Here is a 24578-nt window from a genome sequence, read left to right as displayed (position 1 = left end):
AAGCGAAGCTGGTCATATCACCAGCGCAGAATGCCGGCGGAGTAAAGCAGCCACTGCGAGAGGACAGGAAGCAGCCAGATCGTCGTCAGGATCGACACCCAGCCAATGATCACTCCCGCGACGGCGAGACCATATCCGCGCTTTTGGTTCGCGCGAGTGTCCTTGATGCCGAGGTAGCTCACTATGAGGCCGGCGACGGCGACCACGAAGGAGAGGATGAACCCGACGATGGCGAGCGTGCTCAGGGGCGCGCCGCTGTCGACGACCGGCGCCTTCTCCTTGGACCGCCACGCCAGAGCGATGGCGAGGATGCCGAGGGTGACCCCGCCGGCGGCGATGACCGTTCCGACGACGGCCGTCCCACGGGAACCGATCCAGATGAACAGCCCGAACCCGAGCGATGCCGCGATGACCACTGCGGCGAGGATGGTGGCTGGCAACCGAAGCTTCAGCGCGCTCAGCACGATGGCTACGAGCGCGAGAGCGATGAGGATAAACAGGATGATGGTCGGGTCCACAGTGCTCCTTCGGGTAACGAGCGGCCGTGGCCGCACTCGACCGAATCTAGCGGCGCGACTCTCACCCGCACGGGATTGCGGGTGAGGTGTGTTCGCGGGCCCGCGCCTTCAGTCCCGGCCGGCGAGTCGTCGTTCGCCGGCACTCCATCGGGACCTCGAGCCCATCCCGCCCATGGTCGTCGCCTCAACGTCTTCTCCTGGAACGTGAACAGTGGCTGCAGGAACACCGAGACCCCTCCAACTCCGTTGATTTCTCAAGGGAGTAGGAGGGGTCTGCGTCGTGGTGGTGCTTACACGCCGAAGTACAGCTCGTACTCGAACGGGTGAGGACGGGCCGCGAGGGGCTTGATCTCGTTCTCGAGCTTGTACTCGATCCACGTCTCGATCAGCTCGGGGGTGAACACGCCACCCGCGAGGAGGAACTCGTGGTCGGCCGCGAGGGCGTCGAGCGAGTCCTGCAGCGAGTTCGGCACCTGCGGGATGTTCTTGGCCTCCTCGGGCGGCAGCTCGTAGAGGTCCTTGTCGACGGGCTCGTGGGGCTCGATGCGGTTCTTGATGCCGTCGAGGCCGGCCATGAGCTGCGCGGCGAACGCGAGGTACGGGTTGCCCGAGGCGTCAGGGGCGCGGAACTCGATGCGCTTGGCCTTGGGGTTGGAGCCCGTGATCGGGATGCGGATCGCCGCCGAGCGGTTGCCCGCCGAGTAGACCAGGTTGACCGGAGCCTCGTAGCCCTTCACCAGGCGGTGGTAGCTGTTGAGTGTCGGGTTGGTGAACGCGAGCACCGAGGGCGCGTGCGCGAGGATGCCGCCGATGTACCAGCGCGCGATGTCGGACAGGCCGCCGTAGCCCTTCTCGTCGTAGAAGAGCGGCTCGCTGCCGTTCCACAGCGACTGGTGGGTGTGCATGCCCGAGCCGTTGTCGCCGAAGAGCGGCTTCGGCATGAACGTCGCGACCTTGCCCCACTCGAGGGCGGTGTTCTTGACGATGTACTTGAACTTCAGGATGTCGTCCGCGGCGTGGACCATCGTGTCGAAGCGGTAGTTGATCTCGGCCTGGCCGCCGGTGCCCACCTCGTGGTGAGCCCGCTCGAGGTGAAGACCCGCCTCGATGAGCTTGAGGCTGATGTCGTCGCGCAGGTCGGCCTGCTTGTCGACGGGCGAGACGGGGAAGTAGCCGCCCTTGAACGGGGTCTTGTTGGCGAGGTTGCCGCCCTCTTCGACGCGGCCCGTGTTCCACGCGCCCTCTTCGGAGTCGACCGAGTAGAAGCTGGAGTTCTGCTTCACCTCGTAGCGGACGTCGTCGAAGATGTAGAACTCGGCCTCGGGGGCGAAGAACGCGGTGTCGGCGATGCCCGTCGACGCAAGGTACTTCTCGGCCTTCTTCGCGACCTGACGCGGGTCCTTGCTGTAGATCTCGCCGTTGCGCGGGTTGTAGATGTCGAAGATCATGATCAGCGTCTTCGCCTCGCGGAACGGGTCGAGGTACGCCGTCGAGACATCCGGGATCAGCTGCATGTCGGACTCGTGGATGTTCGCGAAGCCGCGGATCGACGAGCCGTCGAAGAGCTGGCCGACCGTGAAGAACTCTTCGTCGACGGTCGACGCCGGGATGTTGAAGTGCTGCTGCACACCAGGAAGATCCGTGAAGCGGATGTCGAGGAACTTGACGTCCTCGTCCTTGATGAACTTGAGCACCTCGGATGAATCTTTGAACATGAAGGCTCCAGTGATAGGGCATCGGGAACTGCCGCACGCGTGCGCGCTTGTCAGGAACGGTACCCGGAGGGGATTGCCCGGCAGTGACACCATTGTTTCCGGGATGTTACGGGGCCCTGGGTACGCTTGACCGGTGACAGACCAGGCCCACGACTATCCCGGGGAGCGACTCGGGCTGCCCCGTGAAGGAAGCGGATCGATCGCGCGGCTCGGCCGGCGCGTCGGCGCACTCTTCGTCGATTACGGGGCCGCGTACCTGATCTCCGGCTTCTTCGGCTGGGACCCGCTGGCGATCCTGGCGATCTTCGCAGCGATCCAGATCGTGTTCATCCCGACGCTGCAGGGCAGCCCCGGCCACCGCATCTTCGGCCTGCGACTCGTGCGGCTCGACGGGGCATGGACGGGCCTGTGGCGGCCCGTGGTGCGCACGCTGCTGCTGATCGTGGTCGTGCCCGCGGTGATCTGGGACGCTGATCAGCGCGGACTCCACGACAAGGCCGCAGGAACGATCCTGCTGCGCGCCTGACGCGCGATCAGCGCGGGCGCGGAGCCCGCACCTTGGTCGGGTCGATGCCCTTCGGGATCGGCAGCGAGGTGAGCGTCTGGGAAACCGAGTCGATGCGCTTGATGACCGCGGCCATCGTCGCCCGATCGACCTTGGTGGGCAGCGCCTTGATCGTCGCGGCGAGCTTCGAGATGGGCACATCGCCCTCGCCGTGGCCGACGTAGAGCACGGTCACGGGGACGCCCGCCGCGACGCGCTGCACCTTCGAGCGCTCGTCGTTGACGAGGCGGGTGAGGCGACCCCGCGCGCCCTCGCCGACGATGACGACGCCACCGCGGCCGACAGCGCGGTAGACGGCCTCCTGGGTCTTCGGGTTGACGCCCACCGGCATGTCGGCCGCCTGCCACTTGCGGCCGAGCGACGTCGACAGCACGTGGCCGGCGGCTCCGGGCATCCCGTCGATCTTCTTGAACATCGCCCGGGTCGACAAACGCGTCATGAGCATGAGGGAGCCGAGGATGCCGAGCATGAGCCCGGTGATGCCCCACAGGATGATGCTCCAGATCGCGATGGGCGGGATCAGGAAGCCCACGCCCACGCCGGCGGCGATGCCGAGCAGCACGATGCCCACGAGGAGCCACGGCAGCCAGGAGTACGCCTGCTGCGTGAACGTGTAGAGGGAGCGGATCTGCGAGAAGAAACCGGGGCGCTTCTCGGGAGCGGTACTGCGGGCGGCCATGGGGTCCAGCCTACCTTTCCGCGCGGGCGGACTGCGGCTCCTCCCCATGTCTTCGCGACCGGCGATCGTCCACAGGCGGAGCTGAGCCCTCCCGGCGACCGCCAGTGCGCCGCCACGCTGGTGCGGTGACCCGCGAGACCGATGCCCTGCGTGCGCCGTACCGGCCGGTGCGACCGGTGGGTGCGGCTGATGACGGACCTTGGCCCGGCCTTCTGGTGGGCCTCGAGTCGGGCGAGCGTCGCGTCCTCGTCGATGCGAAGGTGCTCGGACGCGAGTGGAAGGGGTGGGATGCCCCGCCCCACGGTCACGTGCTGGCGCCGATCGACGTCGTCAGGCGAAGCGACGGGCACGACGTGGCTCTGCCGGTGTGCACCGAGCGCGTCACCGATCTGCTGGCGCGCCGGGCGGCGACCGGCCCGCCGCTCATGCCCGGCGAGGCGGTCACGCTCGCCGTGAGCGTGCTGCGCGGATTCGCCGAGCTGCGTGATCCGTCCGGTGTCACGGGGGAGTGGTGGCTTACCGATGCCGGGCGCCCGGTGTTCGTGACGGATGCCGCGCCCCGATCGCTGCGCGACGCGTCGAGCTCGCTGCTCGCCGGCGTGGCCCTCGGACGGCCGCACGAGGCATGGGACGCGGCGAGCGCCGCGATCATGGCGGAGCGTCCGTCGGCCCTCGAGCTCGAGCGCGCAGAGGCTTTGCTGTTCCACCTGGCCGAACCGCTCGCCATCACGACGGCGCAGGCCGGCCCGGGCGGCGCGCGGCCGCTCGCGCGCTACGACGTGCATGACGCGTCGGCGGAAGAGTCCGTGGACCGGCGGCGTCCGTGGGACGGTCTTCTCCGCCACGTCGACGCCGACCTCGCCGACCTCGTCTCGCGGGCCACGACGCGCGTGTGGCGGCGTGCGACGAGTGCGGGCACGTCGTCGCGCCGGGCGCCGCTGCTCGTGGCGGGCGCCGCTGCGGCGGCGGTGGTCGGCGTGGGTCTGCTCTGGCCATCGGGCGGCGACGACGCGGCGACGGCGGAGGTGCCGGTGTCCTCGGCCACGGCGACGATCGAACCTGAAGATGCGACTCCGACGGGGTCAGCCGATCCGGTCGATGCGGTCGGCGAGGTCGATACCGATCTGAGCCGCGTGGCGGGCGAGCTTCTGCACCGGCGCCTCGCCTGTCGCGGCGAGATCGACTGCCTGGGCGGCGTGATGGTCGATCCGGAGTCGTCGTGGGCGGCCGGGCCGATCGACGCGCCGCGCGAGCAACGGGCGATCGCGTTGCTCGACGACTTCGGCGGGGTCGCCGTGCTGCGCGTGGACGCGGTGGACGGCACAGCAGCTCAGCTCGTCGTCATCGAGCGCAGAGACGACGAATGGCTGCTGCGCGACGTGCACGACGCCGCGCAGCAGCCATAGTCGAGGTGGCTCAGATGCCGAGCTGGCTCTCGAACTCCGCAGCCTCGAGGCGGGCCTTCACGGCGCCGAGGAAGCGGGCGGCGTCGGCTCCGTCGATCACGCGGTGGTCGTACGACAGCGCGAGGTAGACGTACGAGCGGACCGAGATCGCGTCCTTGCCGTCGACCGTCACGACGCCCGGGCGCTTGACGACGATTCCGGTGCCGAGGATCGCGGTCTGCGGCAGGAACACCACCGGGGTGTCGAACAGCGCGCCGCGCGAACCGGTGTTGGTCAGCGTGAACGTGCCGCCGGCGAGCTCGTCGGGCTTGAGCTTGTTGTCGCGTGTGCGGGCGGCCAGGTCCGCGATCTCGTGTGCGATCTGCGCGAGGTTCTTCGACGCGGCATCGCGCAGCACGGGCGTCAGGAGGCCTCGCTCGGTGTCGACCGCGATCGAGAGGTTCTCACTCGGCGGGTAGACGATGTCGGTGCCGTCGACCGTGGAGTTGACCACGGGGTACGCCTGCAGCGCCTCGGCGGCGGCGAGCGCGAAGAACGGCAGGAACGACAGCTTGTCGCCCGTCTTGGACTGGAAGTCGCCCTTCACCTTGTCGCGGAAGCTCGAGAGCTTCGTGACGTCGACCTCGACCACGGTCGTCAGCTGCGCCGTCGACTGCATAGAGGCGACCGCACGCTCGGCGAGGACCTTGCGCAGACGGGACATGGGCTGGGTCGTGCCGCGAAGCGGCGAGACCTCGAGCGGTGCTGCCGCCGGTGCGGGGGCGGCGCCGGCGGCGGGCGCGGGAGCGGACGCCGCCTCGGCGGCCTTCAGCACGTCTTCCTTGCGGATGCGGCCACCGACACCGGTGCCCTTGACCGTCGTGAGGTCGACGCCCTGCTGCTGCGCGAGCCGACGCACGAGCGGGGTCACGTAGGAGACGACCTCATCGTCCTCGGCAGCCGGCGCAGCGGGAGCCGATGCGGGCGCTTCCGCGGCCGGAGCAGGGGCAGGTGCGGCGGCCGGAGCGGGCGCGGCAGCCGGTGCAGCCGCAGCGGGGGCGGGCGGAGCCTCTGCCGCGGGAGCCTCGGCCGCAGGAGCCTGAGCCGCCGCTGCGGGAGCCGGAGCTTCGGCTGCGGGAGCCGGGGCTTCGGCTGCGGGAGCCGGGGCGCCGGCTGCGGGAGCCGGGGCGCCGGCCTCACCGATGCGTGCCAGGGCCGACCCGACCTCGACCGTCTCGTCCTCCTGGACGAGGATCTCCTGAAGGGTGCCGGCGAAGGGCGACGGGATCTCGGTGTCGACCTTGTCGGTCGAGATCTCGAGCAGCGGCTCGTCGACCGCGACCTCGTCGCCGACCTGCTTGAGCCAGCGGGTCACGGTGCCCTCGGTCACGCTCTCGCCGAGCTCGGGGAGCACGACGTCCTTGCCGCCGGACGAGGCCGGGGCGGCAGCCGGTGCGGCTTCGGCGGCCGGAGCTTCGGCGGGAGGTGCCGCCTCGGCCGGTGCGGCTTCGGCGGCGGGTGCGGCCTCGGCGGGCGCGGCGGCCGGAGCTGCCTCCTGGGCGGGCGCCGCGTCGGCGGCGGGCTCGGCGGCCTCGGGCTGCGAGGCGGCCTCCGAGGAGCCCGAGCCGTCGCCGATCTTGGCGAGCACGGCTCCGACCTCGACGGTCTCGTCTTCCTGGACAAGGATCTCCTCGATCACACCGCTGACGGGCGACGGGATCTCCGTGTCGACCTTGTCCGTGGAGATTTCGAGCAGGCCCTCGTCCGCCTGGACGGTGTCGCCGACCTGCTTGAGCCAGCGGGTGACCGTACCCTCGGTGACGCTCTCACCGAGAGCGGGGAGGACCACGGAAGTGCTCATGACGATGTCTCCTTCGGAATGGATATCGGATCTAGCTTAGTGATGCCGCGAGGCCCCAGCGTCAGAGCGCGTGGAGCGGTTTCCCGGCGAGTGCGAGGAACGCCTCGCCCAGAGCCTCGCTCTGGGTGGGGTGCGCGTGGACGAACGGAGCGATGTCCTCGGGATGCGCTTCCCAGCCGACGGCGAGCTGGCCCTCGGTGATGAGTTCGCCGACCCGGTCGCCGACCAGGTGCACGCCGATCACGGGGCCGTCCTTCACGCGGACGACCTTGACGATGCCGCCCGTGCCGAGGATCTCGCTCTTGCCGTTGCCGGCCAGGTTGTACTCGTAGGCCACGACCGCGTCAGCGCCGTGCGCCTCGGATGCCTGCGCCTCGGTGAGGCCGACGGACGCGACCTCGGGGTGGCTGTAGGTGACCTTCGGGATCTGGGTGTCGGAGATGACTACGGGGGAGAGACCGGCGATCTCCTCCGCGACGAAGATGCCCTGCTGGAACCCGCGGTGGGCGAGCTGCAGGCCGGGGACGATGTCGCCGACGGCCCACACGTGGGGCACGCTCGTGCGCAGGCGCTCGTCGGTCACCACGAAGCCGCGTTCGATCGTGACGCCTGCCTCCTCGTAGCCGAGCCCGGCGGTCGCGGGGCCCCGCCCCACGGCGACGAGGAGATAGTCCGCCTCGAACGTCTTGCCGTCCTCGAGCGTGACGGTCACCCCCTCGGGCGTCTGCGTCACGCCCTGGAACCGCACACCGAGCGACGACGCGATGCCCCTGCGCCGGAACGCGCGCTCGAGGGCCTTGCTGAGCGCGATGTCCTCGTTGGGGACGAGGTGGTCGAGCGCCTCGACGATCGTGACGTCGACGCCGAACGAGCGCCACACGCTCGCGAACTCCACGCCGATGACGCCGCCGCCGAGGATCACGACGCGCGACGGGATCTCGTCGAGCTCGAGCGCGTGCTCGCTCGTGAGGATGCGACCGCCGATCTCGAGCCCCGGGAGGCTGCGGCTGTACGACCCCGTCGCCAGGATCACGTCGGTGCCGCGGTACACGTCGTCGCCGACGCGGACGGCAGGCCCGGACTCGAGGCGGCCCTCGCCCTGCACCACGGTGATGCCTCGCGCCTTGACCAGTCCTTCGAGTCCCTTGAACTTCTTCGCGACGATGCCCTCGCGGTAGGCGCGGACCCCCGCCGGGTCGATGCCCTCGAAGGTGGCGCGGATGCCGATGGTCGCGGCATCCCGAGCAGTGTCCGCCACCTCGGCGGCGTGGAGCAGCGCCTTCGTCGGGATGCAGCCCCGGTGCAGGCAGGTGCCGCCCACCTTGTCCTTCTCGACGAGGGCGACGGACTTGCCGAGCTCTGCGGCGCGCAGTGCCGCTGCGTAGCCGCCGCTGCCGCCGCCGAGGACGACGAGGTCGAAGGTGTGGTCGGTCATCAGGACTCCTCTGTCGTGACGAAGCGGATCAGGCTGCGGACGGTCGCTGCCGTCGGCCCCTTGTCGGTGTAGCCGTAGCCACCGCCCTTGTTCATGCCGACACCGGCGATGTCCAGGTGCACCCACGGGATACGCGGAGCATCCGCCTCATCGCCTGTGCGACCGACGAAGTGGCGCAGGAAGAGGCCGGCGAACAGCGAGCCGCCGGCGGGGTCGCCGATCTTCGCGTTCTGCAGATCGGCGATGGGGGAGTCGAGTTCGTCCACCATGTGCGCGGGCAGCGGAAGCTGCCACGCCGGCTCGGCCTCGGCGGCCGCGGCCGCGAGGTAGGCGGCGACCGCCTCGTCATCACCCATGACCCCGACGTGGCGGGTGCCCAGGGCGATGGTGATGGCGCCGGTGAGCGTGGCGACGTCGACGATGACATCGGGATGCTCGCGACTCGCCGCGACCAGCCCGTCGGCGAGCACCAGGCGACCTTCGGCGTCGGTGTTGAGCACCTCGACGGTCGTGCCGTCGAGCATGCGCAGCACGTCGCCGGGGCGCGTGGCGCGGCCGGACGGCATGTTGTCGGCGACGCAGAGCCAGGCGGTGACCTTGACCGGCGCACCGACGGTGGCGACGGCACGGAGCACGGCCAGCGCGGTGGCGGCGCCGCACATGTCGTACTTCATGCCGACCATGGACGCGGCCGGCTTCAGTGAAAGGCCGCCGGTGTCGAACGTGATGCCCTTGCCCACGAGCGCGACGTGGCGCGTCGCGCTCTCGGGGGCGTACTCCAGGCGGATGAGGCGCGGGGGCCGGTCGGAGCCCTGCCCGACGCCGAGGATGCCGCCGTAGCCGCCCTCGCGCAGTGCGTCCTCGTCGAGCACCTCGACCGTGACGCCGAGGCCGTCGACGGCCTGGGTCGCGCGCTCGGCGAAGTCGGCCGGCCCGAGCCACTCGGCCGGCGTCGTCACGAGATCCTTCACGAGCGCGACCGCGTCGGCCGTCGCCGTGATCGCGGCGAGCCTCTCGGCGTCGGCGGTCGCGGTGCCGTGGACGACGACCTTCGAGGCGCGAGGCTTGGGCGACTCGGACTTGTAGCCGTCGAAGCGGTAGCCGCCGAGCGCGGCGCCCTCCGCCGCAGCGGTCCACAGGGCGTCGTCGGCGAACGGCGCGGCGACGGCGACCGTGGCGAAGCCGGTCAGGGTGCGGATCGCGGAGCCGACCGCGTCGCGCAGGGCCGCGGCATCCGGAGCGGCACCGGTTCCCACGACGGCCAGCGGCTTGTCCGTCGTCTGCGGCGCGTAGACGCGCTGGAAGGAGTTGGGCGAGCCGGTGAAGCCGGTGGCGAGGAGTGCCTCCTGCAGGCCGGGCCAGTCGCCCAGGTCGGGGGCGCCTTCGCCGTCGACCGGGGGAAGGGCGAGGAGAAGGACGTCTGCGTCGGACTCTCGGACGGGGGATTCGCTGTACGCGAGGTCGGGAAACGACATGGTCTCCATCCAACCACGGGTGTTCGCTCTGAGCGGGACGGCCGTCGACCCCGGGCGTCGGCGTCGGCTCGTAGCATGGAGGCATGCCCCTCACCGGTCCGCTGTTCGAGCGCTCCGCCTCCGCGCCTCCCGTGCCCCGGGGCCTCCCGCTCGTGGTGGCGCTGACCGGATTCACCGACGCGGGCAACGCGGTCAGCCGGGTCGTCGACTATTTCCGCGACGACATCGTGCCCACCCCGCTCGCCGTCTTCTCGAACGACGTGCTCCTCGACTACCGCGCCCGCCGCCCGGTGATCGCGTTCGACCAGGACCACCTGACCGACTACCGGCCCCCTCGGCTGGAGCTGTCGTTCGCCCACGATGCGCTCGGGCAGCCCTTCCTGCTCCTCGCCGGCTACGAGCCCGATTTCGCGTGGGATGCCTTCGCCGCTGCGGTCCTCGACTTCGTCGACGACTACGAGGTGTCCACGGTCACGTGGGTCCACGCGATCCCGATGCCGGTGCCGCACACGCGCCCGATCGGCACGACCGTCAGCGGGACCCGCAGCGAGCTCACCGAGGCGCACTCGGTGTGGAAGCCGCACACCCAGGTGCCCGCCACCGCAGGGCACCTGCTCGAGTACCGCCTCGCTGAGGCGGGCATGCGTGTCGCCGGGTTCGTCCTCCTCATTCCGCACTACCTCGGCGACACCGAGTACCCGGCGGCCGCGCTCGCCGCACTCGACAGCCTCACGGTGGCCACCGGGCTCGTGTTCACCGGCGAAGAGCTGCGCGAGGAGAACCGCGACTACCTGTCCAAGGTCGAAGACCAGGTCTCCGGCAGCGACGAGCTCTCCCGCATGGTGAAGGGCCTGGAAGAGCGCTATGACGCCTATATGGCGGGGTCCACGCTCGCTGCGCCGATGATCCACACCGGTGACCTGCCCAGCGCCGACGAGCTCGCCGCCGAACTCGAGCGGTTCCTCGCCAGCCGCCCCACCGGCGACGAGGACAAGCGCGGCCTCTGATCGGAATGAGCGGGCTCTCCTGGGTGTTGTAGAGGAGAGCGATCCGATCCAATGCCGCGGATGCTGGCGGCAGATCCCAAGTATGCGATACTGGATGCTCTGACCCGTTGTCAACTGGTTCCCCGAGGTGCACTCGGCGGCGCCGGGACTTGACAAGGGTCTTACTAGTGTCCGAAATCTCCCGGGGGCGTCGGCACACACTCCCGGTGAAAGGCGAAACGTGACCTCAGGCACGAACACCAAGGCCCGCTCGGCCGCGAAGGACACCGAGACGGACGAGACCACGGCGGCCGAGGCTGCGACGAAGGCGCCCGCGAAGGCCGCGTCGAAGCCCGCTGCCAAGAAGACGGCGACCAAGACCGCGCCCAAGAGTGCGAAGGCCGCGCCCAAGGGCGCTAAGGCCGCGCCCAAGAAGGCTGCGAAGAAGGGCGCCGCGTCCGACGAGGATCTCGAGGACGACGGCGTTGAGCTCGACGACGTCGAGCTCAACGCCGACGACGATCTGGAAGAGGCGGGCGACGACGACGCCGAGACGCCTGCCCGCCCGGCTGCGCGTCGTGGCGCGAAGGCCGCCGCAGCCGACGAGGCTCTTGCAGCCGAAGACGAGGAGGAGGAAGAGGAGAGCACGAAGCCGGCGTTCACCGAGCCTCTTCCGACCGGCGCGATCGTCATCACCTCGAGCGACGAAGACGACGTCCCCGTCTACTCGACGCAGATCACCGGCGCGACGGCCGACCCCGTCAAGGACTACCTGAAGCAGATCGGCAAGGTGCCGCTCCTCAACGCGGCCGAAGAGGTCGAGCTGGCGATGCGCATCGAGGCGGGTCTGTTCGCCGAGGAGAAGCTGTCGCACATGTCGGCGGCCGAGAAGTCGTCGCAGCTCGGGCTCGACCTGCAGTGGGTCGCCCGTGACGGCCAGCGTGCGAAGTCGCACCTCCTGGGTGCGAACCTCCGACTGGTCGTGTCGCTCGCCAAGCGCTACACCGGCCGTGGCATGCAGTTCCTGGATCTGATCCAGGAGGGCAACCTCGGTCTGATCCGCGCCGTCGAGAAGTTCGACTACACCAAGGGCTTCAAGTTCTCGACCTACGCCACCTGGTGGATCCGTCAGGCGATCACCCGTGCCATGGCCGACCAGGCGCGCACGATCCGCATCCCGGTCCACATGGTCGAGGTCATCAACAAGCTCGCGCGCGTCCAGCGCCAGATGCTGCAGGACCTCGGTCGCGAGCCCACGCCGGAAGAGCTCAGCCGCGAACTCGACATGACCCCCGAGAAGGTCATCGAGGTCCAGAAGTACGGACGCGAGCCCATCTCGCTGCACACTCCGCTCGGCGAGGACGGCGACAGCGAGTTCGGCGACCTGATCGAAGACACCGAGGCCGTCGTCCCGGCCGATGCCGTCGGCTTCACGATGCTGCAGCGTCAGCTCGAGTCCCTCCTCGACTCGCTCTCCGAGCGCGAGGCGGGCGTCATCCGCATGCGCTTCGGGCTGGGCGACGGTCAGCCCAAGACCCTCGACCAGATCGGCGACACCTTCGGCGTGACGCGCGAGCGCATCCGTCAGATCGAGTCCAAGACGATGGCGAAGCTCCGTCACCCCAGCCGTTCGCAGTCGCTGCGGGACTACCTCGAGTGAGCGAGGCGAACGACGGCAAGGCGCTCACCGTCTCCGTCGAGGGTTCGTCGTACGCCCGCATCCCGATCCGCACGCGGGTCGTGATGCCGGGCGACGACCTCGACGACTTCGTGAGCGAGTACGCCTCAGGTCTCGTCCGTGACGGCGACCTGCTCTTCGTGACGGAGAAGATCGTCGCGATCACCCAGGGTCGCTCGTACCTCGTCGAGGAGATCAGGCCGCGCAAGCTCGCCTACTTCCTTTCGAAGTACGTGACGCGCACGCCGTACGGCATCGGCCTCGGCATGCCCGAGACCATGGAGATGGCGCTGCGCGAGTGCGGCACGATCCGCATCCTGTTCGCGGCCGCAGTGTCGGCTGTGACCAAGCTGTTCGGCCGCAAGGGCGACTTCTACCGCATCGCGGGCGACAAGGCGCGGGCGATCGACGGACCGACGAGCGGCACCATCCCGCCGTACAACAAGGCCGTCGTCCTCGGGCCCGAGCGTCCCCGCGAGGTCGCGGCTCACCTCAAGACGCTCCTCGGCGGTGTCCCGGAGGTCGCGGTGGTCGACATCAACGACCTCGGCGGCAACATCCTCGGGTCGACCGTCGACAAGGCGTACGAGAAGCGCCTCATCGCGATCCTGCAGGACAATCCGCTCGGTCAAGGGCATCAGTCCACGCCGCTCGGAATCATCCGCGCGGTCTGACCGCCCCTCCCCCGTACGAAGGCGCGGCACCCGTCGGGGCCGCGCCTTCGGCGTTCGGGTCCGCTCGGCTCAGAAGCCGATCGCGGCGCGGTAGCGGGGCTTGTGGCCGGTGCGGATGCCGGTGACGCTGGGCTTGTTCTCGTACACGCCGGCGCCCCAGTTGCCCTCCACGAGCACGGGGCCGTCCGGCGTCACGACGATGTCCCAGCCGACGTACTGCACCTGCGGCACGACGCGGGCGACGCGGTCGACGAACGCCTTCACCTCGTCGATCATCGGCAGCTGGAAGTCGGCGATCACGAAGCCGCTGTCGGGGTGCTTCTCGTGCACGTGGGCGTGCGAGTCGTACCCGGGGCCGACGGCGTGGCCATCTTCGTCGAGCATCGTGTAGAAGCCGCCGAAGGTCATCTGGTCGCTCACGGCACCGCGGCCGAACTTCTGCGCCATGGCGAGGATGTGCGTCTGCTCGCCGTCGAAGAAGGCGGTGACCCGGGTCGTGTTGACGGTGCCGGGGCACACGGCGGCGAGATCGGGGTGCTGCTGGATGACCTCCTCCATGAGAACCTCGCCGCGCTCGAGCAGGCCGCGGTGGAAGGCATCCCAGTCGTCCACGTCCTCGGCGCGGTATCGGTGCACGCCGGTGCCCGCCTGACCGATGGGCTCTTTCGTCACGATCGTGCCGAGGCGTTCGGTGAAGGCGCGGACGGCGTCGGCGTTGTCGTCCTCGACGACCATCCACTCGCGGTGCAGGTGCTCGCTGAAGACGCGGTTGAACTCCACCTTGTGGTGGAACTGGTGCCGGAAGTCGGGGTGGTCGTACTTCTGCGACAGCTCATTCGAGACGGGGTGCGTCATGTAGGTCGCGCGCTCGGCGCGGCTGAGGATGGCGAAGTCGTAGTCGACGTAGTCCTGGAACCCGACCTGCCGGAAGCCGGCCGACCACAGCATGTCTGCCAGGACGGCGGGCGTCCACTTGCCGTGCTGCTGCGACGTCTCCTTCGCACGTTCGACCACGGATCCGACGTCGATGCGGCGGGCGCGGGCGGCGAGGTAGCGAAGGCGGGGCGCGAGGCCGAGGCCCTGAGAAGGCATGCGTACTCCGGGTTGGGGATCGGGGGTCCCGGATAGTCTAGAGGCGTGAGTTCGGCGAACCCTGGGCATGGCGACGCTGCGTGGATCCACGAGCCGTCCAGCGCCCCGGTCGCCCGGGTCTCGGCCTCCGCCATCGCGCACAACGCCGCGCTGGCCGTGGCGCAGCTGCCGGAGGGCACGCGGGCGATCGCCGATCTGCGGGCCGATGCCTGGGGTCACGGCGCACCCGCAGTCGCCGCAGAGCTGCTCGCCTCCGGGGTGGACCGCCTGGTCGTCGACGACGCCCCGGCGGTGCGCATGCTGGCCGCGGCCGGCGTCGCCGGGGCGACGACGAGCGCCGCGCCCGACCTCGACCCCACGACGCTGTACGGCCTGCCGGGGGGTGCGCCCGACGCTGTGCCCGCCATGCGCCTGAGCGGCACGGTGCTGGGGGTCAAGGCGCTCCGCGCGGGGGAGGGCGTGTCGTACGGGTACCGTTTCCGGGCGGCCGTTGACACCCGCGTGGCGCTCGTCACGGGCGGCTACGCCCAGGGCGTCGTGCGCGACCTCGGCAACCGTGCGCGCCTGACGATCGGCGGCGCATCGCTCCCCATCATCGGCCGCGTGGCGATGGACGTGTGCGTGGTGGACGTCGGCGCCGCCCCGGTGCGGCGCGGCGACGAGGCGGTCTTCTTCGGCGATCCGCGGGCGGGTGAGCCGTCGGTCGCGGAGTGGGTGGAGGCCACCGGCCTGCGCGCCGACGAGCTCGTCACCGTGGTCGGCTTGCGTGCGACGAGGGAGTGGATCGCATGAGCGGGGTGCTTCGCATCGACCTCGATCGCTTCGCGGCCAACCTCTCTCGCGCGCGGGAGGCAGTCGCACCGGCCGAGCTGATGCTCGTCGTGAAGGATGACGCCTACGGGCACGGGCTCGACGCGATCGTGCGGCGAGCGCAGCGCGAGGGCGTGCGCTGGATCGGCGCCTTCGACGTCGCGACCGGCCGTCGCGTGAGGGAGGTGCTGGGCGGCGACGTCCGCATCTTCTCCTGGATCGCGGCCTCGCGGGCGGAAGCGGCAGAAGCCGTGGCGGCGGCACTGGACCTCGGGGTCGGCGACGCCGAGCTGCTCGAGGACGTCGCCGCCGAGGCGCGGGTCGCCGGTGCGGTCGCGCGCGTGCATCTCAAGATCGACACGGGCCTGCACCGCAACGGCGTGCGTCCCGAGGACTGGCCGGAGTTCACCGCCCGTGCGGCACAGCTCGCGGCCGAGGGATGCCTGGAGGTGGTCGGCATCTGGAGCCACATCGCCGAGGCATCCGACGAAGAGGACGACGCAGCCCGCGCGCTGTTCGACGCGGCGGTGACCACCGCGCGCCAGGCGGGCCTCTCGCCCACGATGCTGCACCTCTCGGCCAGCGCCGCCTCGTTCGCCCGGCCGGAGTTCCGCTACGACCTGGTGCGCGTGGGGGCGTTCTGCTACGGCATCCGCTCCGCAGGCGGCCCCCGCGAGGAGCACCTCGGCGTGCGGCCGATCGCGACGCTCGAGGCGCGGGTCACCGCGGTCGACGACGACGGAGCATCGATCGACGTCGGTCCGCTCGACGGCCTGCCGTCGATCCTCGCCGGTCGCGTGACGGTCGGCACTCCGGGTGGTCCGTGTTCGCTGACCGCTTCGGGATCGGGTTTCCGAGTGGCGGGGTGGACGGATGCCGCGCCCGGCGACGTCGTGCGCATCTACGGCCCCGGCGACGGGGGCGAGTCATCGGCGACCGATCTCGCCGAGGCGATCGGGACGATCGGCGAAGAGATCGCGGTGCGCGTCTCGCCGCTGGTGCCGAGGATCTACTCGGGGGGGTGAGCCCCCGGCTCAGTTGGCCTCAGCCAGGCGGGCCGTCTCGTCGTGCCACGAGGTGGCGACGGCGCGGAGCTTCTCTTCGTACTTGCGGCCGTGGTGGGCGCAGAAGAGCAGTTCGCTGCCGTTGACCTCGGCCGCGATGTAGGCCTGAGCGCCGCAGGAGTCGCAGCGGTCCGCCGCGGTGAGGCGGTACTCGAGGACGGAGCCCAGCTCGGTGGGTGTCGAAGTAGTCATCTCGGTGCCTCCTCGTAGTGATAGAACTCCGGTGCGGGTCATGAAATACAACCACGCCTTTGTTTCGAGAATGCCGCGAACGGGTCACATTTCGCTCAGCGCGTACGGCGCGGCCCCGAGAAGCGTGTCGGCCGACCGGCGTCTGTGACCCCGGATACCCTTGGAGATTGTGACCGCCGAGTACTCCGCCCACCATCTGCAGGTCCTCGAAGGACTCGAAGCGGTCCGCAAGCGCCCCGGCATGTACATCGGCTCGACCGACTCCCGCGGCCTCATGCACTGCCTGTGGGAGATCATCGACAACTCGGTCGATGAGGCGCTTGCCGGCCACGGCTCGCTCATCGAGATCATCCTGCACGCCGACGGCAGTGTCGAGGTGCGCGACCGCGCCCGCGGCATCCCGGTCGACATCGAGCCCCGCACCGGACTCTCGGGCGTCGAGGTCGTGTTCACCAAGCTCCACGCGGGCGGCAAGTTCGGCGGCGGATCGTACGCCGCATCCGGCGGCCTCCACGGCGTCGGCGCGTCCGTGGTCAACGCGCTGTCCGAGCGTCTCGACGTCGAGGTCGACCGCGGCGGCAAGACGTGGGCCATGTCGTTCCACCGCGGTGAGCCCGGCGTCTTCGCGAACGGGTCGCCGTCGTCGGCGTTCACCCCCTTCGAGAAGAGCTCCGAGCTGCGCGTCGTGGGACGCGCCGCGAAGGGCGTCACGGGCACCCGTATCCGCTACTGGGCCGATAAGCAGATCTTCACGAAGGACGCCGCGTTCACCCTCACCGAGCTCGAACAGCGGGCACGCCAGACGGCGTTCCTGGTGCCGGGTCTCGAGATCGTGATCCGCGACGAGCGCGGCGAAGAGGCGGTCGAGACCCGCTTCCGCTTCGACGGCGGCATCTCGGAGTTCGCGGACTTCCTCGCGCCCGACGCACCGATCACCGACACGTGGCGCCTCACCGGCAGCGGCTCGTTCACCGAGACGGTGCCGGTGCTGCAGCCGTCCGGGGCCATGGTGCCGACCGAGGTCCAGCGCGAGTGCGAGGTCGACATCGCGGTGCGCTGGGGGACCGGTTACGAGACCACGACCCGCTCGTTCGTCAACATCATCGCCACGCCCAAGGGCGGGACGCACCAGCAGGGCTTCGAGCAAGGGCTCATGAAGGTGCTGCGCACGCAGGTCGAGCAGAATGCGCGCCGGCTGAAGTTCGGCTCGAACGACAAGCTCGAGAAGGACGACATCCTCGCCGGACTCGCGGCGGTGCTCACGGTGCGCATCCCCGAGCCGCAGTTCGAGGGCCAAACCAAGGAAGTGCTCGGAACTCCGGCCGTCCGCCAGATCGTGGCGAACGTGGTCGCCAAAGAGCTCACCGCGCGGTTCACGTCGACCAAGCGCGACGACAAGGCGCAGACGTCGCTCCTGCTCGACAAGGTCGTCGCAGAGATGAAGGCGCGCATATCGGCGCGCGCGCACAAAGAGACGCAGCGCCGCAAGAACGCGCTCGAGTCTTCGTCGCTGCCGGCCAAGCTCGCCGACTGCCGCACGAACGACGTGGCGGCCTCCGAGCTGTTCATCGTGGAGGGCGACTCGGCCCTCGGCACGGCGAAGCTCGCGCGCAACAGCGAGTACCAGGCGCTCCTGCCGATCCGAGGCAAGATCCTCAACGTTCAGAAGGCGTCGATCAGCGACATGCTGTCGAACGCCGAGTGCGCGGCGATCATCCAGGTGATCGGCGCCGGCTCGGGGCGCTCGTTCGACCTCGACGCCGCGCGCTACGGCAAGATCATTCTGATGAGCGACGCCGACGTCGACGGTGCGCACATCCGCACGCTGCTGCTCACGCTCTTCTTCCGCTACATGCGGCCGCTGATCGACGACGGTCGGGTGTACGCCGCCGTGCCGCCGCTGCACCGCGTGGTCGTGATGAACCCCGGCACGAAGCCGAACGACACGATCTACACGTACACCGAGCAAGAGCTGCACGCCCTGCTGACCAAGCTCACCAAGGCGGGCAAGCGGTGGCAGGAGCCGGTGCAGCGCTACAAGGGCCTCGGCGAGATGGACGCCGACCAGCTCGCGACGACCACGATGGACCGCGCCGGCCGCACGCTCCGACGCGTGCGCATGCAGGACGCCGAGGCGGCGGCATCCATCTTCGAACTCCTCATGGGCAACGACGTGGCGCCCCGCAAGGAGTTCATCATCGACTCCAGCGACCGCCTCGCCCGCGAGCGCATCGACGCCTGACGCCTGACGAAGGCCTCATGGCTCCGGCCACTCCGGGGGGATCTCGCCGTCGGTGGGCGCCGGAAGCACGCCCTGGTAGGGCGTCAGGGTCAGGAGCTCGTCCTCGGATGTATACACGAAGATCAGGCGCTGCTCACCCGTCGCATCGAGCGGGTCGCCGCCTTCGTAGACCGCCTCCCCGGAGCACGGGTCGGCCATCGACACGACCCGCACCCGCTCGCCGGGCGACACCGAGTCGCCGGTGAGCACCTCGTCGACGTCGACGCTCCAGGCCGACATCTCCACCTCCATGTGGTGGGACGTGCCGTCTTCACCGACGATGGTGCCGATGAATACCGCGTCGGATTCCTCCGCAGCGTCGGCGGGGGTCTCGAAGTCGACCCAGCTCGGGCACGCGACGGCTTCGCCCACGGTCCAGGGAGCGCACGACGTGAGTGCGACCGCGGCGGTCATCACGGCGGATGCCGCGAAGATGCGCCCGGGCCGCGACATCAGCGGATGCCGGTGCCGACCGCGCCGATGACCGCGTCGAGCGGTGTGCCCGAGGCATCCCGCTTCGCCCCTGCATCGGGCAGCGTGCGGGTCGCACCGTCGGGGCCCACCGCGCGGGGCTCGGAGCCGACCCACGCGAGCGTGAGCACGTCTTCGCCCTTCAGTAGCCGCTGAGCGCGCACGCCGCCGGTGGCGCGTCCCTTCGCGGGGAACTCCGTGAACGCCGAGACCTTCGCGCTGCCCGGGTCGGTTCCGGCGAGGGCCTCACGGGAACCGGCGACCGTGACCACCACGGCGTCGAACGCCGACGCGCCCACGACGCCGAAGGAGATGACCTCGGCGCCGTCGCTCAAGCGGATGCCCGCCATACCGCCGGCCGCGCGCCCCTGCGGGCGCACCGACGAGGCGTCGAAGCGCAGGAGCTGAGCGTCGTCGGCGACGAACACCAGCTCGGCGCCGACGGTCGCCGGCGCGGCGCCGACCACTCGGTCGCCGTCGCGCAGCGAGATGATCTCGATGTCGTGCTTGCTGCCGAGCTCGGTGGCCGCGACGCGCTTGACCACGCCGTGGCGCGTGCCGAGGGCGATGGGCGGGCCGTCCTCGAGGGGGACGATCGCCACGACGTGCTCGCCGGACGACAGACCCAGGTACTGGTCGGCGCGTGTTCCGGCGGCGAGTTGCACGGAGTTGCCGGGCACGGACGGCAGGTCGACGGGAGAGAACCGGATCAGGCGCCCGGCGCTCGTGACCGCACCGACGTCTCCACGCGTGGTCGTGTCGACCCACGAGCGGATGGCGTCGTGCTTCGCGCGCCGCGACGGCGGCACGATGCCGCCGTTGGGCGCATCCGCAACCACTTCGGCGCGCACCATGCGGCCCGTCGCCGACAGGAACACGCGGCAGGGCGCGTCCGCGATCTGCAGATCGGCGGCTGCGGCGGCCGCACGTGATCGGGGCGCCGCCGGTCCGCCGTTGAGGAGAAGGGTGCGCCGCGGGGTGCCGTACGTCTCAGCCGCGGCATCCAGCTCCCGCGCCACCTGCGCGCGCAGCAGGATCTCGCTTGCGAGGAGCTCCTCCAGCTCGGCGATCTCGGCCGTGAGCTTGTCGCGCTCGGCCTCGAGTTCGATGCGGGAGAAGCGCGTGAGCCGGCGCAGGCGCAGCTCGAGGATGTACTCGGCCTGCGGGTCGGACAGGTCGAAGACGTCCATGAGGCGCGTGCGTGCCTGCTCGCCGTCGTCCGACGTGCGGATGACCTGGATGACCTCGTCGATGTCGAGGATCGCGATGAGCAGGCCTTCGACGAGGTGCAGGCGCTCCTTGCGCCGCGCGAGCCGATACCGGCTGCGGCGCGTCACGACGCTCATACGGTGGTCGAGGTACACGCGCAGCAGCTCGCGCAGTCCGAGCGTCTGCGGCTGACCGTCGACCAGGGCGACGTTGTTGATGCTGAACGAGTCCTCGAGGGGCGTCAGCCGGTAGAGGTGCTCGAGCACCGCATTCGGGTCGAAGCCCGTCTTGATGCCGATGACCAGCCGCAGGCCGTTGTGGCGGTCGGTGAGGTCGGTCACGTCCGCGATGCCCTGGAGCTTCTTCGCGGTGACGGCGTCCTTGATCTTCTCGATGATCCGCTCGGGGCCGACGAGGTACGGCAGCTCGGTCACGACGATGCCGGTCCGACGCGGGCCGAGCGACTCGATCGAGACCTTGGCGCGCGTGCGGAAGCTGCCGCGGCCCTTCGTGTAGGCGTCCTTGATGCCGTCGAGGCCCACGATGATGCCGCCCGAGGGCAGGTCGGGGCCGGGCACGAACTCCATGAGCTCTTCGACCGTCGCCTCGGGGTTGTCGAGCAGGTGGATCGCCGCTCCCACGACCTCGATGAGGTTGTGGGGGGCCATGTTCGTCGCCATGCCGACGGCGATGCCGGTGGCGCCGTTGACGAGCAGGTTCGGGTACGCGGCGGGCAGCACCTCGGGCTGCTGGAACTGGCCGTCGTAGTTGGGGATGAAGTCGACGACGTCCTCGTCGAGGTTCTCCGTCAGCGCCAGAGCCGCCGCCGCGAGGCGCGCCTCCGTGTAGCGAGGGGCGGCGGGCCCGTCGTCGAGTGAGCCGAAGTTGCCGTGGCCGTCGACCAGGGGAACGCGCAGCGAGAAGGGCTGCGCCAGACGCACGAGCGCATCGTAGATCGGGGCGTCACCGTGAGGGTGCAGCTTTCCCATGACCTCGCCGACGACGCGGGCGCTCTTGACGTGGCCGCGATCGGGGCGCAGGCCCATGTCGGCCATCTGATACAGGATGCGGCGCTGCACGGGCTTGAGCCCGTCGCGCGCGTCGGGCAGGGCGCGCGAGTAGATGACGGAGTACGCGTACTCGAGGAAGGACCCCTGCATCTCGGTCGAGACGTCGACGTCCTCGATGCGGCCGTGGTCGACGGGAGCGGAATCGGTGGGGGATGCAGGCATGACGATGTGGCCTCGGGTGACGGCGGTGCGGCGAGGGTCACCCGCGGGTGTGCGAGACTGACCCCGATGTCGATCAGCCTACCCGCGGACCCGCCGCGAGCCCGGAGCCTCACCGGTGTCGTGCCGCAGATGTCGGCAGCGCTGGATGGGACGTCGGACTGGTTCCCGCCCGCGGAGAGAGCCGTGGTGTTCGTGCTGGACGGCCTCGGATCGCACAACCTGTCGGCACGTGCCGGCCACGCGCGCTTTCTGGCGCAGGCGGGATCGAAGAGGGATGTGGCGCGCACCGTCTTCCCTTCGACGACGGCGTCCGCACTGACCAGCCTGCTCACCGGCACGCTGCCGGGGGAGCACGGCATCGTCGGCTACCGCGCACGAGTCCCGGGGACCGACGACGTCGTGAACCAGCTGCGCGGATGGGACACCGACGGCTTGCCGCTCGAGTTCCAGCGCGCGACGCCGCTCGCCACGTCACTGGCCCGGCCGTTCTTCGTCGTCACCAAGAGCGAGTACCGCGGCACGGGCTTCACGGCCGCGACGCAGGCGGGCGCGGAGTTCATCGGCGTGGACGACCTCACCGAGCGCGTGCTCACGGCGGCGCAGCTCGGTGCGCAGCATCCGGGGTCCCTCATCTATCTCTATGCGCCCGAACTCGACGGCGTCGGTCATCGTCGGGGCTGGCAGTCCGACGAATGGACCGTGATGCTGGAGAGAGTGGATGCCGCGGCCCGCGCTTTCGCCGAGGCGCTGACGCCGGGCACCGGCGCTGTGGTGACGGCCGACCACGGCATGGTCGACATCCCACGGCATCGGCAGATCCTCCTCCGGGACGGCGACCCTCTCCTCGACGGCGTACGGCTGATCGGCGGGGAGCCGCGCATGCTGCACCTCTACGCAGAACCCGGCCACGCGGAGGACGTGGAGCACGCGTGGCGCGCGTCGGAGGAGGCGCGGTCGTGGGTGCTCTCACGCGACGAGCTGATCGCATCGGGTGTGCTCGGGCCGGTGAGCCCCGAGGTGCGGGAGCGCCTCGGCGATGTCGTCGTCGCGGCGCGCTCGGGCGTCGTCTACTACGACGATCGACTCGCGGACAAGGCATCGCAGAAGATGATCGGCCAGCACGGCTCGTTCACCACCGAGGAGCGGGTCGTCCCGCTGCTGCGGCTGGGCGCGTTCGCCTGAGGCGCCCCCGGATCTCGGTACACGTCGGCGCGGTTCGCTCGGGGCCGCACCCGGTCGGAGAGGTCAGTCGTCGCTGCGGGCGCCGAAGACGATCTCGTCCCACGACGGCATCGATGTGCGGCCCTTGCGGCGACCCGCCTCCGCCACTGCGGACGGCGCCACGTCGAAGTCCGAGACCTCGGGGTCGTCGTCGCCGGGGGCTTCGTCATAGCCGGGCTCGAGCGCGTCGAACAGCGCGACGGGCGACTGCGATCGCGAGGTGGAGGCCACTTCGGCCCCGGGCAGCGGTTCGCGCTGACCACGGCGGCGGCGGAGCGCCTCGAGGAGGTCTGCCGTCTCGGCCGAGGTCACGGCCGGCTCGTCGGCGCGCTTGATCGCCGCCTGCTGCACGGCCGGCGCGGCGGGCGCGGGCAGATCGGGCGACTCGAAGTCGGCGTCGGGCAGCTTGCGCGGCCCGAAGGCGCCGCTGTCGAACCGGGTCTCGTCCTTGGCCGGCGTCGTCTCGAGCGCGCGCAGGCGGGGGATGAGGCCTTCGGGCAGCGAGCCCTGACGTGACAGCTGGATGGCGTCGGCGTTGAGCGGAGACAGCGTGCTGCGGCGGGGGTCGAAGCCCCAGCGTGCGTCGTGGTCGACCTCGTTTGCCGTGAACTCGAGCTTGATGATCCAGCCGGTGGGCTCTTTCCAGCTCGTCCATCGCTCGCCCGAGGCGCCCGCCTCGTGCAGCTTGGCGCGGACGGCGGCGCCGAACGTGGGGTTGCCCTCGCCCTCGAAGCCGCCGCCGAGCAGCACCGCGACCGCGAGCGCCTGGCCCACGATGTGCTCGCGCTCCGCGAGGACCGGGCCTTCGAACCGGCGGACGTCTTCCACGCGCGCGCCGAGGAGGTTCGCGACCTCCTCGGCCGAGAGCCCCGCGCGGATGTGCGATTGGATGTCGCGCGGACTCGGCCGCGCCGCCTGCGTGTCGTCGTCGCGGTCGCGACGCGCCTTGCGCAGTTCGATGCGCAGCACGTCGTCGACGGCGAGGGCGAACCTCTCGCCGGACTCGGTAGCCAGGACGAGTGTGTCGTCCTCGGTGCCGATGACCTTGAGCTGTTCCATGCGAACGCCCCTCCGATCCTGCGTGTCCCGGCCATGCTGACACAGGCGGTGTCCAACGCCGGGAATATCCAGCGCGTGGCGCGAGTTTCACGGGGACGCATGGTCGAACAATCTGCGCCGCGCATTTGCGAAAACGGAGACGGTCATGCAAACTATCGCCGCCTGAACGGGCGCACCCGCAAGACTTCGGAAGTTGAGACGTTTACGAATGGCCACCGATTACGACGCCCCCCGCAAGACCGAGGACGACAGCGAGTCGATCGAGGCTCTCAAGGAGCGCGTTCCCGACAAGCTCTCGGGAGCGGTCGACGTCGAGGATGCCGACAACCCGTCGGGCTTCGAGCTCCCCGGGGCTGATCTGTCCGACCTCGAGCTCGATGTCGTCGTGCTGCCGCCGCAGGAAGACGAGTTCACGTGCTCGAACTGCTTCCTCGTGAAGCACCGCTCGCAGCTCGACCACGAGACCCCGGACGGGCCTATGTGCCGGGAGTGCTCGGCTTGACCTGAGCGCGGCGCACGGCGGCGGCGAGCCGATCGGGTGTCCGCGACGAGATCACCCATGCCGGTGTCGGATCCTGAGGATCTGACACCGGCATCACTACGAGTCCGTCGATCCCACCGCGGATGACGTGCCACGAGCGCGGGTCGAGACCCGCGCCGCGGTGCTGACGGGCATCTTCCCCGACGTGCACCGCCGGATCGCCCAGGAGATCCACGGGGATGTGCGCACGCCCGGCGCGCAACTCTCCGCGCTCGACGGCGACGACCGGCGAGCCCGCCACCAGCAGGGCGACCACGGCGACCCCGACGACCGCCCCGATCACGAGGGCGATCGTGGTGTCGATGGGGGTGAGGACGAGGGCGACCATCGGTCCCGCGACCGCGGCGCTCACCATGACCCAGAGGGACGGACCGAGCCGTTCGCGATAGTCACGGCCTCCGACGTCGTGCGCTGTCTTCTGCATTACCCTCATTG

General features: G+C 70.2%; 22 protein-coding genes. 10 read left to right on the top strand and 12 right to left on the bottom strand.

The window, feature by feature from the left end:
- Positions 1–17: 17 nt before the first annotated feature.
- Both ACFC1W_RS10705 and glnA read right to left on the bottom strand, forming a co-directional pair.
- Positions 18–518, bottom strand: coding sequence for a DUF4190 domain-containing protein (locus ACFC1W_RS10705; RefSeq protein WP_375992120.1), 501 nt, complete (start codon positions 516–518; stop codon positions 18–20).
- A 290-nt stretch (positions 519–808) separates the two neighbouring features.
- A complete protein-coding gene (glnA, locus tag ACFC1W_RS10700; RefSeq protein WP_191766383.1) occupies positions 809–2233 on the bottom strand; it encodes a type I glutamate--ammonia ligase in 1425 nt (474 codons plus the stop codon).
- A 133-nt stretch (positions 2234–2366) separates the two neighbouring features.
- On the opposite strand from glnA, the gene ACFC1W_RS10695 reads away from it, so the two are divergent.
- Positions 2367–2759: an RDD family protein gene (locus ACFC1W_RS10695; protein ID WP_375992116.1), complete on the top strand. Its 393-nt coding sequence runs from the start codon at positions 2367–2369 to the stop codon at positions 2757–2759.
- 7 nt (positions 2760–2766) lie between these two features.
- On the opposite strand, the gene ACFC1W_RS10690 is transcribed toward ACFC1W_RS10695, so the two are convergent.
- Positions 2767–3477, bottom strand: a complete 711-nt coding sequence (locus ACFC1W_RS10690; protein WP_375992113.1) for a DUF4191 family protein — start codon at positions 3475–3477, stop codon at positions 2767–2769.
- Between the two features lie 125 nt (positions 3478–3602).
- Here ACFC1W_RS10690 and ACFC1W_RS10685 point away from each other — a divergent pair, with 125 nt between their 5' ends.
- Positions 3603–4883, top strand: coding sequence for a hypothetical protein (locus ACFC1W_RS10685; protein WP_375992111.1), 1281 nt, complete (start codon positions 3603–3605; stop codon positions 4881–4883).
- A gap of 10 nt (positions 4884–4893) precedes the next feature.
- Here ACFC1W_RS10685 and sucB read toward each other — a convergent pair whose 3' ends face one another.
- From sucB to ACFC1W_RS10670, 3 genes are all read right to left on the bottom strand, one after another.
- Positions 4894–6723 (bottom strand): 2-oxoglutarate dehydrogenase, E2 component, dihydrolipoamide succinyltransferase, encoded by a 1830-nt coding sequence (gene sucB / locus ACFC1W_RS10680; protein WP_375992108.1) that lies wholly within the window; start codon positions 6721–6723, stop codon positions 4894–4896.
- 61 nt (positions 6724–6784) lie between these two features.
- The gene (gene lpdA, locus ACFC1W_RS10675; RefSeq protein WP_375992106.1) at positions 6785–8158 is read right to left on the bottom strand and encodes a dihydrolipoyl dehydrogenase; all 1374 of its coding nucleotides are present in this window, start codon (positions 8156–8158) and stop codon (positions 6785–6787) included.
- Positions 8158–9633, bottom strand: a complete 1476-nt coding sequence (locus ACFC1W_RS10670; protein WP_375992103.1) for a leucyl aminopeptidase — start codon at positions 9631–9633, stop codon at positions 8158–8160. The genes lpdA and ACFC1W_RS10670 overlap by 1 nt, the downstream gene beginning before the upstream one ends.
- A gap of 83 nt (positions 9634–9716) precedes the next feature.
- On the opposite strand from ACFC1W_RS10670, the gene ACFC1W_RS10665 reads away from it, so the two are divergent.
- From ACFC1W_RS10665 to ACFC1W_RS10655, 3 genes are all read left to right on the top strand, one after another.
- A complete protein-coding gene (locus ACFC1W_RS10665) occupies positions 9717–10640 on the top strand; it encodes a PAC2 family protein (RefSeq protein WP_375992100.1) in 924 nt (307 codons plus the stop codon).
- A gap of 220 nt (positions 10641–10860) precedes the next feature.
- Positions 10861–12279 (top strand): RNA polymerase sigma factor, encoded by a 1419-nt coding sequence (locus tag ACFC1W_RS10660; RefSeq protein WP_375992098.1) that lies wholly within the window; start codon positions 10861–10863, stop codon positions 12277–12279.
- On the top strand, positions 12276–12971 hold the full coding sequence (locus ACFC1W_RS10655; protein WP_375992095.1) for a coenzyme F420-0:L-glutamate ligase: 696 nt from the start codon (positions 12276–12278) through the stop codon (positions 12969–12971). Before ACFC1W_RS10660 ends, ACFC1W_RS10655 begins: the two co-directional genes overlap by 4 nt.
- 69 nt (positions 12972–13040) lie before the next feature.
- Here ACFC1W_RS10655 and ACFC1W_RS10650 read toward each other — a convergent pair whose 3' ends face one another.
- The gene (locus ACFC1W_RS10650) at positions 13041–14063 is read right to left on the bottom strand and encodes a sugar-transfer associated ATP-grasp domain-containing protein (protein WP_375992092.1); all 1023 of its coding nucleotides are present in this window, start codon (positions 14061–14063) and stop codon (positions 13041–13043) included.
- A 45-nt stretch (positions 14064–14108) separates the two neighbouring features.
- Here ACFC1W_RS10650 and ACFC1W_RS10645 point away from each other — a divergent pair, with 45 nt between their 5' ends.
- Together ACFC1W_RS10645 and ACFC1W_RS10640 are read left to right on the top strand one after the other, a co-directional pair.
- Positions 14109–14855: an alanine racemase C-terminal domain-containing protein gene (locus ACFC1W_RS10645; protein WP_375992089.1), complete on the top strand. Its 747-nt coding sequence runs from the start codon at positions 14109–14111 to the stop codon at positions 14853–14855.
- Entirely contained in the window at positions 14852–15898 is a 1047-nt protein-coding gene (locus tag ACFC1W_RS10640; protein WP_375992086.1) for an alanine racemase, read from the top strand. Before ACFC1W_RS10645 ends, ACFC1W_RS10640 begins: the two co-directional genes overlap by 4 nt.
- A 9-nt stretch (positions 15899–15907) precedes the next feature.
- Here the strand turns inward: ACFC1W_RS10640 and ACFC1W_RS10635 are convergent, their stop codons facing one another.
- On the bottom strand, positions 15908–16129 hold the full coding sequence (locus tag ACFC1W_RS10635) for a hypothetical protein (RefSeq protein ID WP_191766395.1): 222 nt from the start codon (positions 16127–16129) through the stop codon (positions 15908–15910).
- A gap of 169 nt (positions 16130–16298) precedes the next feature.
- Between ACFC1W_RS10635 and ACFC1W_RS10630 the strand changes: the two genes are divergently transcribed.
- The gene (locus tag ACFC1W_RS10630; protein WP_375992084.1) at positions 16299–18371 is read left to right on the top strand and encodes a type IIA DNA topoisomerase subunit B; all 2073 of its coding nucleotides are present in this window, start codon (positions 16299–16301) and stop codon (positions 18369–18371) included.
- A gap of 15 nt (positions 18372–18386) precedes the next feature.
- Here the strand turns inward: ACFC1W_RS10630 and ACFC1W_RS10625 are convergent, their stop codons facing one another.
- On the bottom strand, positions 18387–18863 hold the full coding sequence (locus tag ACFC1W_RS10625) for a hypothetical protein (RefSeq protein ID WP_375992082.1): 477 nt from the start codon (positions 18861–18863) through the stop codon (positions 18387–18389).
- Positions 18863–21322 carry a DNA topoisomerase (ATP-hydrolyzing) subunit A gene (locus ACFC1W_RS10620; protein ID WP_375992079.1) on the bottom strand — a complete coding sequence of 820 codons (2460 nt, stop codon included), beginning with the start codon at positions 21320–21322 and terminating at the stop codon, positions 18863–18865. Before ACFC1W_RS10620 ends, ACFC1W_RS10625 begins: the two co-directional genes overlap by 1 nt.
- Positions 21323–21388: 66 nt before the next feature.
- Between ACFC1W_RS10620 and ACFC1W_RS10615 the strand changes: the two genes are divergently transcribed.
- Complete coding sequence (locus ACFC1W_RS10615) at positions 21389–22504, top strand: alkaline phosphatase family protein (RefSeq protein WP_375992076.1); 1116 nt, start codon at positions 21389–21391, stop codon at positions 22502–22504.
- A 63-nt stretch (positions 22505–22567) separates the two neighbouring features.
- On the opposite strand, the gene sepH is transcribed toward ACFC1W_RS10615, so the two are convergent.
- Positions 22568–23602, bottom strand: coding sequence for a septation protein SepH (gene sepH, locus ACFC1W_RS10610; RefSeq protein WP_375992073.1), 1035 nt, complete (start codon positions 23600–23602; stop codon positions 22568–22570).
- 208 nt (positions 23603–23810) lie between these two features.
- Between sepH and ACFC1W_RS10605 the strand changes: the two genes are divergently transcribed.
- The gene (locus ACFC1W_RS10605; protein WP_241110696.1) at positions 23811–24104 is read left to right on the top strand and encodes a DUF4193 domain-containing protein; all 294 of its coding nucleotides are present in this window, start codon (positions 23811–23813) and stop codon (positions 24102–24104) included.
- Here ACFC1W_RS10605 and ACFC1W_RS10600 read toward each other — a convergent pair.
- Positions 24079–24567 carry a DUF3093 domain-containing protein gene (locus ACFC1W_RS10600; protein WP_375992070.1) on the bottom strand — a complete coding sequence of 163 codons (489 nt, stop codon included), beginning with the start codon at positions 24565–24567 and terminating at the stop codon, positions 24079–24081. The two genes, ACFC1W_RS10605 and ACFC1W_RS10600, sit on opposite strands and share 26 nt — an antisense overlap.
- Between the last annotated feature and the right edge of the window lie 11 nt (positions 24568–24578).

The organism is Microbacterium sp. NPDC056003 (assembly GCF_042274785.1).
In the GTDB taxonomy this organism is placed as follows: domain Bacteria; phylum Actinomycetota; class Actinomycetes; order Actinomycetales; family Microbacteriaceae; genus Microbacterium.
Note: the sequence above shows the minus strand (reverse complement) of the source record. Positions and strands in the feature narration are given on the sequence as shown.

Bases quoted from the DNA above. Each gene is read 5' to 3' on its own strand.
- glnA (WP_191766383.1), bottom strand. From the start codon at position 2,233: ATGTTCAAAGATTCATCCGAGGTGCTCAAGTTCATCAAGGACGAGGAC.
- ACFC1W_RS10690 (WP_375992113.1), bottom strand. From the start codon at position 3,477: ATGGCCGCCCGCAGTACCGCTCCCGAGAAGCGCCCCGGTTTCTTCTCG.
- sucB (WP_375992108.1), bottom strand. From the start codon at position 6,723: ATGAGCACTTCCGTGGTCCTCCCCGCTCTCGGTGAGAGCGTCACCGAG.
- lpdA (WP_375992106.1), bottom strand. From the start codon at position 8,158: ATGACCGACCACACCTTCGACCTCGTCGTCCTCGGCGGCGGCAGCGGC.
- ACFC1W_RS10670 (WP_375992103.1), bottom strand. From the start codon at position 9,633: ATGTCGTTTCCCGACCTCGCGTACAGCGAATCCCCCGTCCGAGAGTCC.
- ACFC1W_RS10665 (WP_375992100.1), top strand. From the start codon at position 9,717: ATGCCCCTCACCGGTCCGCTGTTCGAGCGCTCCGCCTCCGCGCCTCCC.
- ACFC1W_RS10650 (WP_375992092.1), bottom strand. From the start codon at position 14,063: ATGCCTTCTCAGGGCCTCGGCCTCGCGCCCCGCCTTCGCTACCTCGCC.
- ACFC1W_RS10640 (WP_375992086.1), top strand. From the start codon at position 14,852: ATGAGCGGGGTGCTTCGCATCGACCTCGATCGCTTCGCGGCCAACCTC.
- ACFC1W_RS10635 (WP_191766395.1), bottom strand. From the start codon at position 16,129: ATGACTACTTCGACACCCACCGAGCTGGGCTCCGTCCTCGAGTACCGC.
- ACFC1W_RS10625 (WP_375992082.1), bottom strand. From the start codon at position 18,863: ATGTCGCGGCCCGGGCGCATCTTCGCGGCATCCGCCGTGATGACCGCC.
- ACFC1W_RS10620 (WP_375992079.1), bottom strand. From the start codon at position 21,322: ATGCCTGCATCCCCCACCGATTCCGCTCCCGTCGACCACGGCCGCATC.
- ACFC1W_RS10615 (WP_375992076.1), top strand. From the start codon at position 21,389: ATGTCGATCAGCCTACCCGCGGACCCGCCGCGAGCCCGGAGCCTCACC.
- sepH (WP_375992073.1), bottom strand. From the start codon at position 23,602: ATGGAACAGCTCAAGGTCATCGGCACCGAGGACGACACACTCGTCCTG.
- ACFC1W_RS10605 (WP_241110696.1), top strand. From the start codon at position 23,811: ATGGCCACCGATTACGACGCCCCCCGCAAGACCGAGGACGACAGCGAG.
- ACFC1W_RS10600 (WP_375992070.1), bottom strand. From the start codon at position 24,567: ATGCAGAAGACAGCGCACGACGTCGGAGGCCGTGACTATCGCGAACGG.